The organism is Leptospira mayottensis 200901116 (assembly GCF_000306675.2).
GTDB classification, from domain to species: domain Bacteria; phylum Spirochaetota; class Leptospiria; order Leptospirales; family Leptospiraceae; genus Leptospira; species Leptospira mayottensis.
In genome coordinates this window covers 2,607,956-2,625,362 of the sequence record NZ_CP024871.1, presented here as the reverse complement: position 1 = coordinate 2,625,362, position 17,407 = coordinate 2,607,956, and the positions used below count along the sequence as shown (strand labels likewise).

13 protein-coding genes and 2 pseudogenes are annotated in these 17,407 nt (G+C 39.1%); 8 read left to right on the top strand and 7 right to left on the bottom strand.

The genetic code is table 11. The annotated features are described in order from the left end of the window. Window positions 1–50 precede the first annotated feature (50 nt). From LEP1GSC190_RS11915 to LEP1GSC190_RS11905, 3 genes are read right to left on the bottom strand one after another with little or no spacing between them, the layout of a single operon-like run. On the bottom strand, window positions 51–1,409 hold the full coding sequence (locus tag LEP1GSC190_RS11915; protein ID WP_004280111.1) for a PDZ domain-containing protein: 1,359 nt from the start codon (window positions 1,407–1,409) through the stop codon (window positions 51–53). After that, window positions 1,406–2,863, bottom strand: coding sequence for a S1C family serine protease (locus LEP1GSC190_RS11910; protein WP_002764228.1), 1,458 nt, complete (start codon window positions 2,861–2,863; stop codon window positions 1,406–1,408). The genes LEP1GSC190_RS11915 and LEP1GSC190_RS11910 overlap by 4 nt, the downstream gene beginning before the upstream one ends. Further along, window positions 2,856–3,749, bottom strand: a complete 894-nt coding sequence (locus LEP1GSC190_RS11905; protein ID WP_004280063.1) for an LIC11113 family protein — start codon at window positions 3,747–3,749, stop codon at window positions 2,856–2,858. The genes LEP1GSC190_RS11910 and LEP1GSC190_RS11905 overlap by 8 nt, the downstream gene beginning before the upstream one ends. On the opposite strand from LEP1GSC190_RS11905, the pseudogene LEP1GSC190_RS19835 reads away from it, so the two are divergent. The 6 genes and pseudogenes from LEP1GSC190_RS19835 to rsmI all read left to right on the top strand — a co-directional run bounded on the left by LEP1GSC190_RS19835 (window position 3,723) and on the right by rsmI (window position 8,837). Continuing rightward, window positions 3,723–3,932, top strand: a pseudogene (locus LEP1GSC190_RS19835) (hypothetical protein). The gene LEP1GSC190_RS11905 and the pseudogene LEP1GSC190_RS19835 overlap by 27 nt on opposite strands. A 48-nt stretch (window positions 3,933–3,980) precedes the next feature. Further along, on the top strand, window positions 3,981–4,826 hold the full coding sequence (locus LEP1GSC190_RS11895) for a sulfurtransferase (RefSeq protein ID WP_002764205.1): 846 nt from the start codon (window positions 3,981–3,983) through the stop codon (window positions 4,824–4,826). 401 nt (window positions 4,827–5,227) lie between these two features. Next, a complete protein-coding gene (locus LEP1GSC190_RS11885; RefSeq protein ID WP_002764212.1) occupies window positions 5,228–5,656 on the top strand; it encodes a thiol-disulfide oxidoreductase DCC family protein in 429 nt (142 codons plus the stop codon). A 715-nt stretch (window positions 5,657–6,371) separates the two neighbouring features. Continuing rightward, a complete protein-coding gene (locus tag LEP1GSC190_RS11880) occupies window positions 6,372–7,160 on the top strand; it encodes a M23 family metallopeptidase (protein ID WP_002764209.1) in 789 nt (262 codons plus the stop codon). After that, window positions 7,161–7,973 carry an HAD family hydrolase gene (locus LEP1GSC190_RS11875; RefSeq protein ID WP_004279910.1) on the top strand — a complete coding sequence of 271 codons (813 nt, stop codon included), beginning with the start codon at window positions 7,161–7,163 and terminating at the stop codon, window positions 7,971–7,973. 114 nt (window positions 7,974–8,087) lie between these two features. Then, window positions 8,088–8,837, top strand: coding sequence for a 16S rRNA (cytidine(1402)-2'-O)-methyltransferase (rsmI, locus tag LEP1GSC190_RS11870; protein WP_004280483.1), 750 nt, complete (start codon window positions 8,088–8,090; stop codon window positions 8,835–8,837). Between the two features lie 1,845 nt (window positions 8,838–10,682). On the opposite strand, the gene LEP1GSC190_RS11860 is transcribed toward rsmI, so the two are convergent. Further along, entirely contained in the window at window positions 10,683–11,507 is an 825-nt protein-coding gene (locus LEP1GSC190_RS11860; RefSeq protein WP_002764199.1) for a pseudouridine synthase family protein, read from the bottom strand. Beyond that, window positions 11,482–11,909: pseudogene (locus LEP1GSC190_RS21130) on the bottom strand (MarR family winged helix-turn-helix transcriptional regulator). Before LEP1GSC190_RS21130 ends, LEP1GSC190_RS11860 begins: the two are co-directional and overlap by 26 nt. Before the next feature lie 533 nt (window positions 11,910–12,442). On the opposite strand from LEP1GSC190_RS21130, the gene LEP1GSC190_RS11840 reads away from it, so the two are divergent. After that, on the top strand, window positions 12,443–13,057 hold the full coding sequence (locus LEP1GSC190_RS11840) for a helix-turn-helix domain-containing protein (RefSeq protein WP_086004818.1): 615 nt from the start codon (window positions 12,443–12,445) through the stop codon (window positions 13,055–13,057). A gap of 65 nt (window positions 13,058–13,122) precedes the next feature. Then, entirely contained in the window at window positions 13,123–14,115 is a 993-nt protein-coding gene (locus LEP1GSC190_RS11835; protein ID WP_002764227.1) for a hypothetical protein, read from the top strand. A 173-nt stretch (window positions 14,116–14,288) separates the two neighbouring features. Here the strand turns inward: LEP1GSC190_RS11835 and LEP1GSC190_RS11830 are convergent, their stop codons facing one another. Further along, window positions 14,289–15,749 carry a sodium:proton antiporter gene (locus LEP1GSC190_RS11830; protein ID WP_002764193.1) on the bottom strand — a complete coding sequence of 487 codons (1,461 nt, stop codon included), beginning with the start codon at window positions 15,747–15,749 and terminating at the stop codon, window positions 14,289–14,291. 293 nt (window positions 15,750–16,042) lie between these two features. Next, window positions 16,043–16,930: an LIC13305 family lipoprotein gene (locus LEP1GSC190_RS11820; protein WP_004280756.1), complete on the bottom strand. Its 888-nt coding sequence runs from the start codon at window positions 16,928–16,930 to the stop codon at window positions 16,043–16,045. Window positions 16,931–17,407: the final 477 nt, after the last annotated feature.

The window sequence follows — 17,407 nt, the reverse complement described above, 5'->3', positions numbered from 1 at the left end:
TCTTCCGTTGTCAGACATTACATTTCCGGAATAGATTCGTCAAGATATAATCAAGGTAAATTGTCTAATTTGTCCAGGTTATAATTTGAAAGAATTTTCAAATTTAAGCTCTGGAGTTGTTCTTTGGAAAATGCTGCAATTCGATTTCCGGAAAAACGAAAAACGATATATTCATCCTGATTCTCGTTTAGAATTTCCTTAAGATCGGGTAGAGAACGAACGGTTTTATTGTTCACGGATTCTAAAATTTGATCCTGGAAATCGTGGAATCCTTGGTTTGCGGAGTCCGGAAAAACTCTGCTGATGAATACGAGGCGATTTTTTTCGGGATGTATCTTCTTGTTAAAGGATTCGTAGAGATAGAGAAGTTTTTTGTCCGAGTTTTCCCTATATTGATCTCCGGATTCTTTTAGGTACGAACCGGTCAATTCCGTAAAAAAGAGTCCGCCGCTGATTAAATACGAAGGAGGTTTTGTCCCCGAATTAGAAGGGATGAAAAAAGAATCCTCCGTGTAGTTCTTTAACGAATAAGTGATCTCTTTTCTTTTTCCGGCCCTAAAGACGCCGAGAGTTACAACGCTTCCTGGAAGGATCAAATGTTGATTTTTCGTAAGGATTTTGGAAAAAATCTCCTGTCTGTCCGGAGGATGGGTGAAATTTTCTCCATTGATACTGTAGATCGCATCACCCGGAAATAAATTATGAACCGGTCCTACTCCCGGATATACTTCTGAAACCACAACTCCGTAGTAAGAATCGGGAAAATAGAATTTTCTTTCCGGAACCGTAAGAGCGTCGTCGAAGGAAAACCCCGGATGGACGATTGGATTACTCGAAGAGGCGTGTAAGAACAAGAAAAGATATTCCGCAGGAACGTTCCAATTTCCGTCTGTATAACCGCAAATCATATTTTTGGAATATAAGAATTTTCTTTCGCTCCCTTCTGCCCCGGATGGTCTGCTTATTTTCATAATAGAGTTGGAAAGATCCGGACTTTCCCATTCCGGTTTCGGGAAAAATTTGGAACAAGGAGAATGTTTGGAATTGCCGAAACGAGGTTTTCTTTTAGTGGAAAATTTACCTCTATGAGAAAAAAGTGCAAGACCCGTTTCCGGATCGTGTTTGAAAAGATATAAACGAGTTCCAGGTTTTGTTTCCGGATTCGTTTCCGAAAATAAAGGAAGTTCTCCCGGAGCAAGAAGGGCGAGCAAAAAATCCTGATCTGTTATGATTGCTGGAACCTTTCTTTGATAATAGAGGCCTTTCTGCCAAGGATTTTGATGAGAGAATTTTCGAAAGTGAACTAGGATCGTCTCTGCTTCTAAAGGACCGGAGATCGTTAAACACAATAGAACAGAAAGACAAACTTGGAAAAATAAAAATGCGGGTTTTGAGAAAATCCGTTTCATTCGTCCGCCTCCACATCGAAACGCTTTTTAATACGAATGTTGATCTTATCGATCGTATCCTGGTCGAGCACGATTGGAAGATTAACTCCTCTGAATTTTAGGCTGATCGTACCTCCATAAAATTTTTTCCATAAGGATTTCAAATCTTCAAGGTCGGAAGGAGTACGATCGTTGATTGATTCTAGGATCTTATAACGATAACCGGAGTATTTGGAATTGAGAGGATCGGGATAAATGCCGGAAAGAAGAATATCCCTATCCGTAAAACGATATAATTCGTCCTGAATGTAATAACTATAGTGATAACGAAGGGAACTTTCCAATCTGGAATCTTCGTCGCCTATAAGTGCGCGGTTGACGGGTTGGAATAAAAATCCTCCCGATAAAAAACTGGAATTTTTATTCTGTTGTCTATAAAGATCTAAGGTGGGGACCCGTTTGAGAGTGCCTTCGATTTTGTGGTTTTTTCCGTTTCTATAAAAGAAAATTTTAACCGGATCGCCGATGAATTTTTCCTCGATTAGATCTGCGATAAAACCGCCGATCGTGTCCATGATTTCACCTTCTCTGTTGAGATAGGATTGGTCGATTTTATACACAAAGTCTTCCGGTTGTAAAAGATCCGAAAACGAGGAATCCGGATAAACCGTATTGATCAAAATTCCGTTTAGACCTTCCGGGATTTTCAAATAGGACTTTAAGGAAGCGGAATGACCGCTTTGAAAACTAAAACCTGGGAACGGAAAACCGTGATAGGTACCGTCCTCTACGTCCTTTAGGAAATGGATGATGATTTCCGGAGGAATTAAGTAGGCGACGTTGCCCTGGGATTGACTGATTTGGAAAGCGATTCCGGCGACTTTTCCGTTTTGGATCGCTGGCCCGCCCGAATAGCCGGGAATGATGTTCGCGTTTACTCGGATCGCTTTTCTATAATCCAAGCCGGTAAAGGAATAACGGACCCTTTCGACTCGAGAAACATTCCCGTTTTCTAATGTAATATTTTCGTCACCGCCGGGATAACCGAGTATGAGAAGATTGCTACCGAGAGCGGGCGAGGATTCGGAAATTTCCAGAGGTTCGACTCCAGTGAAAAATTCCTCCTCTTCCACTTTGAGAATTGCGAGATCGCAGTCGAAACCCAGGTATTGAACGTCGGCCTTATAAAATTTGCTCGAATTGAAGTGTTTTACTTTGAGATAACTGGAATTGGAAACCACATGTGCGTTCGTCAAAATCCGGTTTCCGGAAATAATGATTCCAGTTCCGGCGTCCCGATGGATTGACTTTTCAGAATATCCGTCTTCCTTTCCTGAAAAGGTGCTACTTCGAATAATGACTACGCCATCCAAAAGAGCTTTCAGATCCGTAGAGTTCCCGTTTTGAGCGGGGAGTGGAGAATTGAAGAAAACGAATAAGAATATTAGAATATTTAAAAGTATTTTGTTATTCATTGTAGATTTCCGCATCTTGTTGCCAGAGGATTTTTTCCGCTTCTATAGAATGAATTTTCAATTTACCGAGGTATTTAGCGCCTTCCTGGATTTGATCCGTATCCTTACCGTCTATTCGAATCTTTCCCAAAAAGTCGGAGCGGATTCGGATATAAGAATAAGGTGAAGAAGGAATACAACTCGCTTGGAAGGAATAATATACTGCTTTTTCCCAATAGAAATCGGAATCTTTCTTTAAAAAGATCAAAGGACACGTGGAGTCGAAGAAAATTTCTTTTTTGCCGTTTAAATCTCTTTTTGCAGGATGTTTTGAGATACTAATGTAATATTGAAGTCCATAGTTGTCCCTGTATTCTTTTGGAGTCTGTGGTTTGAAGGGGGTGTTATCTTTTGTACTGAAGCTTTTAAAATTCCAAAAAGGATTTTCTGGAAGTTCGTCTTCGTAAGAAGGTTTCACTTCGAGGTAAATCTTCTTGCCGATTCTTAAAACTTCTCCCAGAGAGATCTTCGTGGAATGATTTTTCCAAAATTCCGAACTTCCGCCGAGATAGATAAAACCGGGCCATTTACGTTCTTTACATTTGTAAGAAAGATAGATTATCTTTTCAAAACGTTCTGATTCTTCAAAGTTGCAAGGTTTTGGATCAAATGAAGAATATCTGGCTCGAAACGATCGAACGAGGGATTCAGAAGGATGTTTGTGAAATTCTTGGATAAAGGACTGAAAGTTCTCTTGAAACGATCTTATTTTATCGGCTTCGGAATCTATGTTTCCCGCAAATAAAAAAAGAAGGAAGAGAATTTGAATGAATACGATTCGTCTTTTTCTCGGATTTTCCGGAAAAATTCGAGGGTAAGAATGGCCTTTCCTGAATTTTCGTATCATTATTAAGAATATCGGTTTTTTACACCCCGGATGTTAAATCCTTACACATAAAGAAAGACTTTGGGTTATTTTCTAATTCACTTCTTTAGGAGGATTCGATCTTTCTTTTTTATAAAGTCTTATGTCTCAAATTTGCAATGTTTTTTAAAAAAAAGTACATCAGAATTCTTAGGCAAAAAATAATGGTTAAATTCAAAGAAAGACTCGTTTCGTCGATAAGGGTGGGTTTGCTTGTCTAGCTGGAATTTTATAAAAACTGAATTAAATGATAAGGATTTTTTGATCGATTGTCGCTCCGCGTCAGGATATCAGGAATCTACTCTCAAAGGAGCTTACAGTTTTCCTTTTATTAAAAAGGCTTTTGCCTCAGATCCGGAATCGCAGAAGAAGATGACCGGCCCCTTGGAAGAAATATTAAATTTCGTACAAAAAGAAGGTGCAACTCGAGTGGTCGTCTTTGACGAGGGGATGGGGATGTTTGCTTCGAGAATGGTATATCTTTTGAGAGCGGTCGGTTTTCAGAATACATTTTTATACGGAAATCGTTGGCCTATATCCGGAGTCGACCAAGAAAAAGGTTGCAGAGAAATGGAACTTGGTCCCGGAGATAAGCCGAGAAAACTTGAAGGTATAGTAGATAAAGCATTCCTTGAAAAGAATTTAACAAGGCTTCAGATTTTTGATACAAGGACACAGGAAGAATACGAAGGAAAACTTCCAAGGCTTACCGCACCAGAACCTGGCACGTTATGTGGTCGTTTGCCAGGTGCGTTTCTTTGGGACTGGAGAATTTTATATGACGGTCAAGGAAACCTAATCGAAAAAAACCAGTTCAATAAAAAACTCAGATCTTTTCCGTTCATGCCGGAAAGAACCACGGTGATCTACGATTACAACGGAGCAAGATCTTCTCTTTTGGCTTTAATGTTACGCGAAGTCGGTTATTTGGACGTTCATACATACCAAGGTTCTTGGTTTGAGTGGAGAAGGTCTAGCCTTCCGAAGCAAGCCGTCTCAGTTTATGGGCAAACGGGGGCTGCTGCGCCAAGAGTCGGCGGCTCGGACCGTAAATTATAAAGGGTTCCGTTCAAGATTCTTAATTATTCTTCAACAAAGGACTATCTCTTGTAGTAGGATATTGGAATTCGTTTTGACGATCGATGTAAAAGGAACCGTCAAAGAAGAATATTTCGTAAAAGATAAGAACTAAAAAACTACGTCGTTGAAACAGTAGAATTTTTCTGTAGAAATCATGGAAGTTTCAATGCCGAAAAGGGAAAAGAAAGCCGAATAAATTCTTGAGTGTGTATATTTCTAAAATCGAAATGGAGGGTTCGGTCCGGAAAAACATATAAGGAATCTCTATTGAAATCCGAAACGAACGATCGATTCGACGCAATTTCCATTCGAATTACTGAGAATATCATCAAATTTGTAATTCGTTTGATAGGGATTTTGAAAAGGGTCTAAACAAAAGAATGGAATCCGAAATTTTCGATGACTCGTTAGAATACCCGATCGTATTTTTTGATGGAGTGTGTAATCTTTGCAACGCTTCTGTTTTATTCTTTCTGAACCGGAATCAAAAAGAAAATTTAAGGTTTGCGAGTTTACAATCGTCTATCGCGGAAACAATTCTCGGGAAAAAAACAGAATTGAAAAATCCTCCGACCTCGGTTTTATTTTTGGAAAAGGGGGTTCTCTATCAGAAATCGGCCGCAATTATAAAAATTTGTGCGCATTTAACTTTTCCTTGGAATCTTTTTCCCTTGTTTCGATGGATTCCAAGTTCCATTCGGGATTTTGTTTACGATTGGGTTGCAAGAAATCGGTATCGATGGTTCGGTAGGTTGGATTCGTGTAGAATGCCTGATCCGAGTTTAAAATCCAGGTTTTTAGAAAATTAAAGCGAATTTGGTTTTTTATATCTTCGAAAAACTTCGGTAACGGTTCGTTTTGAATCAAGGTTCGAATTTTTTGGATAACTCTGTTTCAATCGATTCTTTCGTTTGATAAAGAGCTTGGTTGTTTGATTCGGTTTAAAATCTAAGTTTTATTCTTCTTTTTAAAAATGTAGGAACTCCCACATCCTAAGTAATGTAAGTTCTGTTCGACGTAGATAACGTCTTGATATTTCCGTAAATAAAGTGTAGTCCATTCAAACCTTAAAACGCTCGAAGTTCCCACAGAATTAGGTCTCTTTACGTTTTTTTGTGGTTTTAAACGACTTTTCGCAACGAAGTTAGTGCCTGTGTCAGCAGTCCACTGGTGAAGTTGGAGTGAAAATAGCATTTTGATTTCGTGGGAATTTCCGCATTGAAACGACTCTGATTTTCTTCCGCCGAACTCACGTTCAGAAGAAATGATTCTCAATAATTCAATAATATAGTTTAAATTCTTCTAAAAAGAGTCGAAAAACTACGCTTAGAAAAGAAAATAAAGATTTTATAAATAAAATCATTTAATATCTTCGATTTTTACCTTAGAAATTGAAGGAAAAAATCCTTGAATGGAATTTTGGAGCAATAAGAGTGACTTCAGAAATTATTTTCCGTTGCCGACGTTCAATTTAGGTCTCGGATTCCGGGGTTTTGCTTGGCGACATATTTTGGAAGAAATGATATGAAAAGAAAAACTGGCTGTATTCTGGCGGGGTTGCTTGTCCTCGGTCTATTTTTCAGCATAAAATCCTTTGCCAATACGAATCTTGAGGAAATCAAACTGGATAATCAATACCTTCAGACTTACAGAGGGCTGGAGGGGATTTGGATTGTTCCCAATCGAGTAAAAGAATCCGTCGAAGATTTAATCCACAATTTTGGAACGACGGAACACGAAGTTAAAAAAATTAACGGGATTCCTGACAACGAAAGAATTTCCGTAACTGAGCCTATCTTCTTTCCTTATAATGAAAATTTTATCAGAAGCCTTCTTTTGGAAGATAAAGGTCGCGAGATTTTTCGTACTGATCAGAGAGAATTCATTTGGCCGATCAGTTTTAAGCATTCTTTTGTTACTTCTCGACTGGGAAAAAGATGGAATGCAATGCATTCCGGGGTGGATATTGCCTGTCCAACTGGATCGATTGTGATTGCGGCGGCGGATGGGATTGTCCTGGAATCTAAAAAAGACGGCGGTTATGGAAATAAGGTTCTGCTTTCTCATCCCGGAATCAACGGAATCAATACTCTTTACGCTCACAATTCCCTTCTTTATGTGAAAGAAGGGGATAAAGTGAAAAAAGGGCAGATTATCGCTCTTTCTGGAAACACGGGGCATACGACCGGTCCTCACTTACATTTCGAAGTGCGTTATCAGAATGTCGTATTAAATCCGGAACACTATCTTCCGGTCTTTCAATCTTCTTCCGAGGCTCGTGTGGCGATCGCCCGGGAGACGATAGAAGAGTAAGTGCCCATCACGCGGGATTTTTGGAATCCCGAAGTTTATGAAATTCTTTTTCGATTACCGCCCGGTAAGGTAGCATTCGATTTTGATAATACTCTTGTAAGGAACGATTTCGGGGAAGCCGTGATGGAGCTTTTTCTTTCGCAAGGAGTTCCTGCTTACAAAAAAGACATTTCTCCTTTTTTAAGGGAGAATGCAGACAAGGCTCTTTCCGCTCGATTTCAGAATCCGGCTTTATTTCGTTCCCTCGTTCTTTCCGAATACGAATCCATTCAATCTAAATTCGGGCTTGAGGCATCTTATCGATGGAGTTCTTGGATTTTTTCCGGACATTCTCCGGAAGAATTAAAAGAGATTTCTAGAAAAGTATGGAACGAGCACGCATTTGATTCAGGTTTGCATTCCGTCAAAATCTACGAACCGATGAAAGAACTCGTCGGTCATCTTCTTGAAAATCGATGGGAGGTATGGATAGTGACCGCCTCTCCTCAGGAAATTATTCAATCCGTTTCTCCACTTTTCGGAATTCCGGCCGAAAGGGTTTTAGGAATGCAGTTATCTCTTGAGGACGGACTCCATTCTTCGGAGATATTGGAACCGTTTACCTACGGTATAGGGAAGGTCGAAAGACTGAAAGTTGCAACGGGTGGTTTTGTGGATCTTGCTTTCGGAGATTCTGTTAACGACTTTGCTTTGCTTGATTCCGCCACACAGACGGGAATCTTTTTAGATAGAGGAAATGGAGTTGTTCCTCCTCCTCTTACGAAGGTTCAGTCTGTTTCAAGTTGGAACGTTTTACAGAAAGTTGTCGTATAGGTTTTTTCGTTTTTTGAATTGAATGTAAATTCCTTGTATGAATCAATTTGAGATGTGCGAATATTCGAAAAGAATTATGAAGGAAAATTTTAGGTTTGAGAAAATTTGTAAAGTATGAAAAAGGAATTACAAGGAACTCTCGTTCTAGTTTCGGTTTCTTTGGGAAATTCGGGCGACTTGACTGCAAGAGCTAAGAGATTATTAGAATATTGCGATGTACTTATAGGAGAAGAACTCAGAACGACTTCCACTCTTCTCAAATCCCTTTCGATTTCCAAACAATTTCTTCTCTGCAATGAACATACGACCCCCGAGGAAATTCGTAGTCTTGGTCAAACCGTGGTGGATTCCGGTTTGACCGTTTTGATTTCCGATGCGGGAACTCCCGGAATCGAAGATCCGGGAGGAGAACTCGTTGGGGAAGTCTTAAGAAGAGGGGGAAACGTGCGGAGTGCTCCCGGCCCGACTGCATTCGGAGCTGCTTTAAGTATTTCCAGTTTTAAAACTTCTCCATTTACTTTCTGCGGTTTTTTGTCCAGGGATTCTTCGGAACGGAAGATGGAATTAAGTCGTTATTTAAAACCGGGACATACGATTGTATTTTATGAAACACCTTACAGATATAAGGCCGTTCTTCGTGACTTAGATTCCGTTTTGATAGAGACGGGAGAGGATAGAATGATCTTTTTTTGTTTGGATCTGACCCTGGATTCCGAATTTCAGTTTCGAGGAAAGTTGGGCGAACTCTTAAAAATTTTGGACACTCTTCCCAAAGGAAATCCAGTTGTCGTTCTTTCTCAAAGAAAGGGGCAACGGAATCAAAAGTCTTTTTCAAAGGGAGATAAGAAACACTTAAAGAAGTGAACGATCTCGGTCTGATTTAATTTAAATATTATAAATTATTAATATATATAATTTTAAGAATGTGGATTGGTTCTTGAAATTTTGAATGTTTTTCGTATTCGTCTTTTCTTGTAAACGATTGAATCCGGGTTTGTGTTTGCCAAAATTCTGGAAAGTCGAATTTTGGGATGAATTTGAAAAGAAAATATTCTTTTTTATAGGTTTTCCATTAACGAGTTGTATTCTTATCGGTGAAACCAGGTTATAGTTTCCTTTCGAAAAACGATACATCGGAATTCGTCGACTCCGTTAAAGAGCGGGTTTCGGAGAAACCGAAAATGTGTAGTCTGAAAAATTTGCACCCTTACTTTGCGGGATTGTTTGCGGATAGTTAAAGTTTCTCTGATACTGTTGATGGATGGATTTCCTGATCTTAGATTTTTATTGGACTCCTGTTAGGAGTATAAAACATCCGTTTCACTAGGATTTCCGCGGGACTTACAATTAAAATGGAATACTAAAAAGACTTAGAACGATTAATATAAGTTTAAATGTAGTCTTTTGTTTTCATAAAATCAGTAAATTTACTTTTTATGATAAGATTTTATATTGATAACAAAAAAATTTTGACTCAGTCCTAAAATAGTTTTTTGTCAATTAAAAAAGTGCGGAATTTTAAAATTAAATGTTTTTTAACAAGGAAAATGTAATGTATTTGATTCCATTGGGATCGGCGTGATCAGGGTTTAAATAATGGAATTATAATGGACCGATCAATCTTATCTTAGGCCTGTCCAAAAACATCAGAATATAGGAACCTCGACGAAAACTTAAAAATTATAGAATATGCTCGAAAGCTTGTAAACTATCAAAGGGGCGTAATTGGTGGCAACTTCTATATTTTATTACGAACTTACTGAATTATCGTAACTAAGGTTTTGGGAAAGGTTCTTATTTCAAAATGAATATAAGACAAGTTAACTTCAAATTGGGTTACTTACTACTCGGACGCGTGAAAAGAATATTGTAACAAATTTATTTCAAAAGTTAGAATGTTAGATCTTCTTCAAAAAAGCCAACGATTTTAGATTCGGTGAAATTTTGTGAGAACTTCTATATCTTTGCAAAAATCGTCCCTTAATTTTGGTACCATTTTCATACATCCGAGTAGTAATTCGAGTTGATGTTCTAAATTACATATTTCTCCTAACCTTGATGAATTGAACGGGAAAGCTATAAACGTTCGTTTTGATTGAAAGACAAATTAAAATTTTTTCAAATGTTCAAGCATTTCCGGAAAAGAATTTCTGTCCAAGTCCAAGCGCTTACAAGGAAAACGATCGGTGCCGATTCATCCTCCAAGATGAAACTGATGCTTTTTTGAGATCGTTCTTGGATATTAACCGAAATCGAGTATTTAGAAACTTAGAAGCAAAAGAAGATTCTTCCTGTTTAAAGCGTATTCCAAAAAAAATCCGGAAAAGTCCAATCCAAAATTCCTTTTGAAGTTTGAGAAGATTTTGCAGATCAGGATCCTGAGATTATTTTCCAATTTTTTGAAGTATGATAGTGATTCCTCGAAGACTTTGGCTGAAAAAAGATCTGCACGAATGATTTTTATTCGACTTGGATTCTGAAGAGCCATTCCTCCATTTTCTTTTTTACGAACGTAAGGGATCTGAAGATGCGGTTTGTAATAATAAGCGGAACACCCAACGTTCAAAGTTAGTTTTAGTTTTGTTTCGATTGGGAGTATCCATACAAAATTGCAAAGTGTTTTTTACGTCGCTTTCGGGAGTTCGAGAAACGGGGAACTCAATGAATCGAAATATAATTGTGCAATTACTTTTGCGTTTCGAACTCATGTTAATTTGACGTGAATTTGGAAAAAATAGAAGAGTCCAAAAAAATTCCTTCCAGGAACTTTTGAAAGTCGGTAGGAGGGGGACAATAAATTCTTTCTTCATGACCGTCCTCATTTTTGAAGGAAACTCCTATCGCGTGTAAGAGAGAACGTTTTGCAAAAGGAACTTGTTGTTTGGCTCCGATAGGGACTGTGCTTGTTTCTTTATTAAGAGAATTTCGTTTTTGTAGATTGGAAATATTCCTATTATCGGAAGGTGAAGTTCCCATTGGTTTTCTCGTTGTTGTGGAATTCAAATCGAATGATTTACCGTAAACATGGTCACCTACAATCGGATGACCTTTTTCACTCAAGTGAAATCGAATCTGGTGTCTCCTTCCCGTATGAAGTTTTGCGAGTAACACCGAATAATAATCTTTCAGATTTCTTTTTAAAATTAAAAATTCCGTAACAGCTTTGTTTCCTCCTGAAAATACTTTACGAACTTTTTTATTCCCGTCTTTGATATAACAGGTTTCGATGAAATGTTCCTCTTCCACAATTCCATCCACTACGCAGAGATAAATCTTTTCTGAGGTTTTTAAGATGCGATCTGCTTCCTGATTTTTGCCGGGATCTTTGCAGAAAAATACGAGACCGCTCGTGTCCAGATCCAACCGATTTACGGTTCGCAGATATTCAAGGGAAAGTTGTTTTTGCAGCCGATCCGCAAAATTTTCTCGTTTGGAATCCTTGGTTGCGTGAACCGGGATTCCGGAAGGTTTTTCGGCAAAAAGAAAGGATTCGTTTTCGTAGAATATTCTAATATTCAAATGTGTTTCGGACATTCTGTTGTCTTAGATCCAAAAGAGAGCTTCTGAAGTTTTTTTCGTCCTTTGAGAATGGAAAGGAAAAGTTTGTCTGCGCCTTTTCCACCAATTCTTTTTCTTCTGGTGTGAGAAACAAACAGTTCGCTCTGGAATTTTCGGGATCGGGTTGTCTCGTAAGAAGCTTTTTGATTTGAAACTTCTGAGGTCATCATTACGTTTGTTTTTGCGTGTTCGGCAAGATACATTTGAGTCGCCTTTTGGGAGGTTTCCTCGAACCAATATTCCAAAAGCAAGAATTGAACGTACGTCAGACCAAAAGGTTTTCACGGATCTTTTTTGCCAAAGGTTTGTGATCTGCCAAAAAAGGAATCCTGTATTTTCTTCAGCTTGTAACTTTGCGAATATAGATTTCGGTTTCATAGCCTTTTTTTCGAGGATTAAAGTTTCATTCTATTTTTTTATTTCCGATTGTAAAGTTGGAATGTTCCGTAAAATCCCGATTCTTTGTATTAGAGTTCATCTAAGATTCTTTGACACTTGTTCGCGTTTGTCGGTTTATGATTTTTTTGAAAAAATAAATGGTTTGTGTCTGAATTCTAATTTGCAAAAAGGAAGCCGGGTAAGATCGAAAGAAAATTCATTCTCGCGAACTTCCGTTAGACGAAACCGGATTTTCGGGCCGCCTTGGGTTTGAGCACTCTTTGCTCTCGTTTTAAATTTTCCTCTAAAAAGATTCTTCCACTTCGTGGTCGCGGGAGTTTCTAATTCGATACGTTTTGGTAGAGTAGCCCGCGTAGGCTTTGGGTGATTCCTTCGTGTGGTATGCGTTTTATATTCTTCCCTTTTAGTAATTATAATCTAGCTTATAAGAATCGTGATTATTATTGGAGTCTATTTTTCCAAGAGATAGTTTTAGATTGACAAAATTCTGCTATATTAGACAAAAAGGGGAGATGAACCCAGCTATGGAAGGATTGGAAACAGATAAAGAGTCTCCCTCTAGCGAGCATATCACCGAAGTTGTTAAAGAAAATCTCAAACTGATTCGCCACACAAAAGGGTTCTCCTTGGATAAACTGGCTTCCCGTTGTGGTGTGAGTCGGGCTATGCTTTCACAGATTGAGCAGGGCAAAAGTGTTCCGACAATTTCCGTTCTTTGGAAAATTGCAAACGGTCTTAATGTTCCTTTTAGTGAGCTTCTCAAGGAAAAAGGCTCCGAAGGTGTGATCGTGATGAAGGCGGAGAACACCAAGGTTTTGTTTTCCAGTTCGAAAGTTTTCTCCAGCCGTGCTCTTTTCCCCTATAACGGAAATCGAAAAACCGAATTTTACGAACTCATTTTAAAACCGGGTGGAATCGAAGTTGCAGAACCCCACTCGTCCGGGACTACCGAAAATATCGTTGTTGTTTCCGGTAAACTTCGTCTTCGAGTCGGCGAAAAAGTTGTGGAACTGGAACCGAAAGATTCCGTTTTTTTCAGAGCCGATATTCCTCACGAATATTCCAACCCAACGGATCAGGAAACTCTAATGTACCTGGTTATGGATTATAGAGACGAAATTAGTTAAGTCCTTACGTTTCTGGTCTGAAGAGGAAAATCCACCAACAATTTCTTGTAGGATTTTTAAAAAGAATGTTAAAACGTTTTTCCCCGATCATCCCTTTTTCTTTTCTTACGTTTGTTTTTTCCTCGTTTCCATTTTTATATTCGGAAAGTCCTCTGGTTTCGAAATCCGATTCGATTTATACCGAACAGATATCCTGTCATCCTAGCGATTGTATTTCCCTCAAATTGGAGGAACTTCTTTCCGAAGGTGTTCGATCTAAGATCACAGGTTTCATGTCCGAAAACGCAGGAAAGATTTTGATCGATACGTCCGATTCTCCTCGGAAGATTGATTCCGAAGATTTAGAGGATATTCGAACTGTTCTGGAAGAAATTTCCAAACGAGACGGTAAGGTTGCGATTGAAAAACTGCATATCGCGATTCGTTCGTTTCAACTTCCCGATCCTCCTTTTCTCAAAGACGTAGGTCTTGTAGGTTGGAATGTTTTTAAAAGAATTTATAGGAAAATCTATTATAGAAATACTGCAGACTATCACGCAAAGGTTTTGTATCATCCAGAAACGTTAAATGTCTTTCTCGTGTATTTCGTTCATCATAAATATGGAGATATTTGTAACACGGTTTTTGCGAACTGTAACGAAATCGAATATTTGGACGATGACACATTTGATTTACAACTTTCCGGGGCTTTGAGGGAATCCAGGGAAAAGAGAATCCCGATTAAGGTCGCTTTTCGTCAAATCGAAGCAGTCCTTCCAGAAGCGAAGATTGATTTGGAATATCTCAAAAATGTCAATCGTTCCACTCGAATTTACAAATGGATGGCGGCGGGAAAAGAAAGAGAAGTTAAACCTGTGGCCAAATCCAGATTTTTAGCGTTTCAAGCAGTTATTACTGCGATCGATTATTCTTTAACCGTTTACGATATGATATCGGCTCTCATTTTATATGAACCTGCTGCGGAAAGAAAGATCGAAGTGAATTATATCGAATCCGAAAAGGGAAAACGAATTGATTCGGTGATTTTTTTTCCCCCGGAAGACTTAAAGAAAAACTGAAACGTATCTCAAAAAAATATCGGGCTCTTAACTTTTCTGTACTTACCATGGAGCTTGTTCGGAACTCAAATTTTTTATATAAGTTCTATTCAACGGAGCAAATTCCAAAAAAGGAAACAGTTTTTAGTAGATTACGATCGTCCCTCTCGGAAAGAGAGGGACTCGCAAGTTTTTTAGCGGAAAAAGATGAACGTGAGAAGCAGAAAAGTGGGAACCAATATTCCAAAAGAATAAAGTATGTATCCACCGAAGCTCGGCATCTTTACTTTGTTCTCCTCCGCGACGGACTTTACCATAAAGTTAGGAGCGTTTCCGATATAAGTGAGCGCTCCCATAAACACGGCTCCGACCGAAATCGCTTTTAAAATGCTTTCCGCGTGTGGATCTGCGAGAATCTGAGCCACGTTGGTCATACCTAGAGTTCCTTTCGCCAAAGATAAGAAGGTAAGATAAGTCGGTGCGTTATCCAAAACTCCCGAGAAAATCCCGGTCACCCAGAAGAACTGCCAAGTTTCGGTAACTCCTAGTTCTTTTCCGTGGTGTTCCAAAAGGATGAGTGCCGGAATCATCGTGATAAAAATTCCGATGAATAGATAGGCGACTTCTTGGATCGGATGAAGAGTGAATTTATTATGTTCTCTAACGTGGCCTTTGGTCGTAAATTTGGAAGCGAAAATCAGACCGATCAAAACTCCTTCTCTGATAAATGCGATGTACGGATTTTCATTGATCGCAGGAATGTAATTTTGATTCAAATATGCAACCGACAAAACAACTCCAAGTAACCAGATGAAATTTACCTGACCTTCCAGGCTGATCTTTTCTTTATGAACGTGGTCTTTCTTGAGATCTTTAACGCTTTCTTTTTTGTAAACGATCGTATCCCAGATAAAATAAAGGATCAAAAGAAGAATACTCGCAACGAGTAATTCCGGTAAAAGCTTAAATGTCCAAGTGAACGGAACTCCGATCAGATAACCTAAAAACAAAGGGGGATCTCCCAGAGGAGTTAAGGAACCTCCGATGTTCGAAACCAAAAAGATAAAGAAGACAACGGTATGAACCACGTGCTTTCTTTCCGAGTTCGTTTTCAAAATCGGGCGAATTAGAAGCATGGAAGCTCCTGTGGTTCCGATAAAGGATGCAAGAAAGGTTCCGATGATCAAAAAGATCGTGTTGTTCAAAGGTGTTGCTTCGATATCTCCTTTTAAACGGATTCCGCCTGAAATGTAAAAGAGTACTCCAAGAAGAATGATAAATGGAACATATTCGAACACAAGAGTATGAACGATTTTACCGAACCATCCGTGCAGAACCAAGATGATAAACGAAACCGCCGCCAAAACAAGCGCGAGGATCAGTTTGTTCGTGTTGCTTTCCCACCAATGAGAGGTAGTCTGCGAAACGATTGGTAAGAGTGCGATACACAAAAGTATAAGAACGAAAGGAATTACGCTCCAATACGGAAGGTCTTCCCCCTCTTCATGATTACCGGAGGAATCTTCTTGCGTATGAGAAGAGTCCTGGGTCTGAACGGTATTTTGTGTGTTCCCAATCGGTTCGTCCGCTAAAAGCGTCGCTGTGGGTAGGGTGAGAAGGATCGCCAGAAGGACGGATGTAAGTTTTTGTTTCATTGCTCGTATCATCTGAAGAATTTTTAGACATTCTCAGAATTTGGAAGAAAGAGTTAAAGTAAAAAGACTGTCTTTCTCTTTTTTTTCGGCGAATTCTTTTTCATTTGGCACTCTTTGGGGGGTTTTATGTTTTTAAAATCACCTTTTGGCTGTTAAACCTAGTAAGAGTTCCTACAGTTTTGAAGTTTGGGAACAAGCTCACAACTAAAAGCCCGTCTCAAAACTGTCTTTTGTAGAGCGGCATGCGACATGTCATCAGTCCTTGTGGAGCACGCGTTTGTTCGTTGATCACCTCATCGGCAATCCTGTTCTGCTTGGATCATTCTTGTTTTCCACTCCGTATTTTCCGCACCTGGAAAGGGCCAGAACTGGTTCCATTCGGAAACCGTTTTACGTACTTTTGCTGCAACGATTGGATCGGTTTGGCAGATTCGAACCAATCGGTTGTACGTACTCCGACGTGCCATAATTGCCCTTCCAATTTCAGCTCGGTCTTCTATACGACTCGCTGTCGCGTAATAGGATACCAAACCGGAAACAGGGTTGATCTTAGGAGCAGGAAGATTTTTGGGATCAAAGCTATTTCCGTATTGAAATCCGGGATAATTCAACTTGTCCCATTCCGGATCGAAAAACGTGATAAAACCTGGGACGTGATGATCCACTGCGTGTGTTAGTTCGTGATGGATTGTACCCCGAGGATCCCAATCAGAACCAAGATCAGAATCAAGGTAATTTATCCAGGTGCCAGTGCTATCATCGAATATCCTAGCGCGGTCATAGGATGCAATTCGATCTTGTACATTCAAAAACATGGAACCGGTAAAGTTAGTCGCTCCAAGGGAGAACCCGCCCAAAACCTTTAAATTTCTACAAAGCGTAACGCTTTCCACGCCTGCTTTGATCCAATAACCCCTTGGATATCTGGCTATTTCCGTTTTTAACATTTCCACGTAATAATTGAGATCCTCCTCGGTATAATCCACATCACAAGTAATCGGAAATCCTTGCGTGGTACGGGTAATGATTTGTACGTCTCGATCGTAGCTCGACACTTGATCCGGAGGTTGCAGCGTCGTTAATACAAGTAGAAGGTCTTCCTCCGAGGAGTCGTCCTTTTTCTCACAGGCGGAGACCAATGCAATTAGAATCAAAAAACACAGAACGAACTTTACCTTCATACGGATAACCTCGACGCTTCATAGGGATGTATTCGAGTTGTTGAAAAATGAATTCTTCATTGATTCCCGTTTCATGGAAACGATCGATCGAAGCAGTTTTGTTAATCTAGACAATGGAATTTTTCAATAACTCTATTATAGCCAACGGTTTACGGTATTTAAAAATGCCAAAATTTTTCGTATTTAAGTTAGGGATCGGATTATAAAATAAAAAAATCGAAATTATAGTAGGTCTAAGCAAGGTTTCAAAACGTTTTCTGTTCAAACTATTGGATGGATCGTTTGCAAAATTTATTTATGTAAACTTGATTTTAGGATTTTACAGAACTATCTATTAACATCTAAAACCCTACATTTTTGTTAAACTCAAGCTGCATCGCTTCTATGATCGCTCGACAGACTTTAAGTAGCACTGATTCGTACGCCTTGAATTTTAGCACAATTCGCTTTTAGGCACGGAAATTATCTATTGCTCAA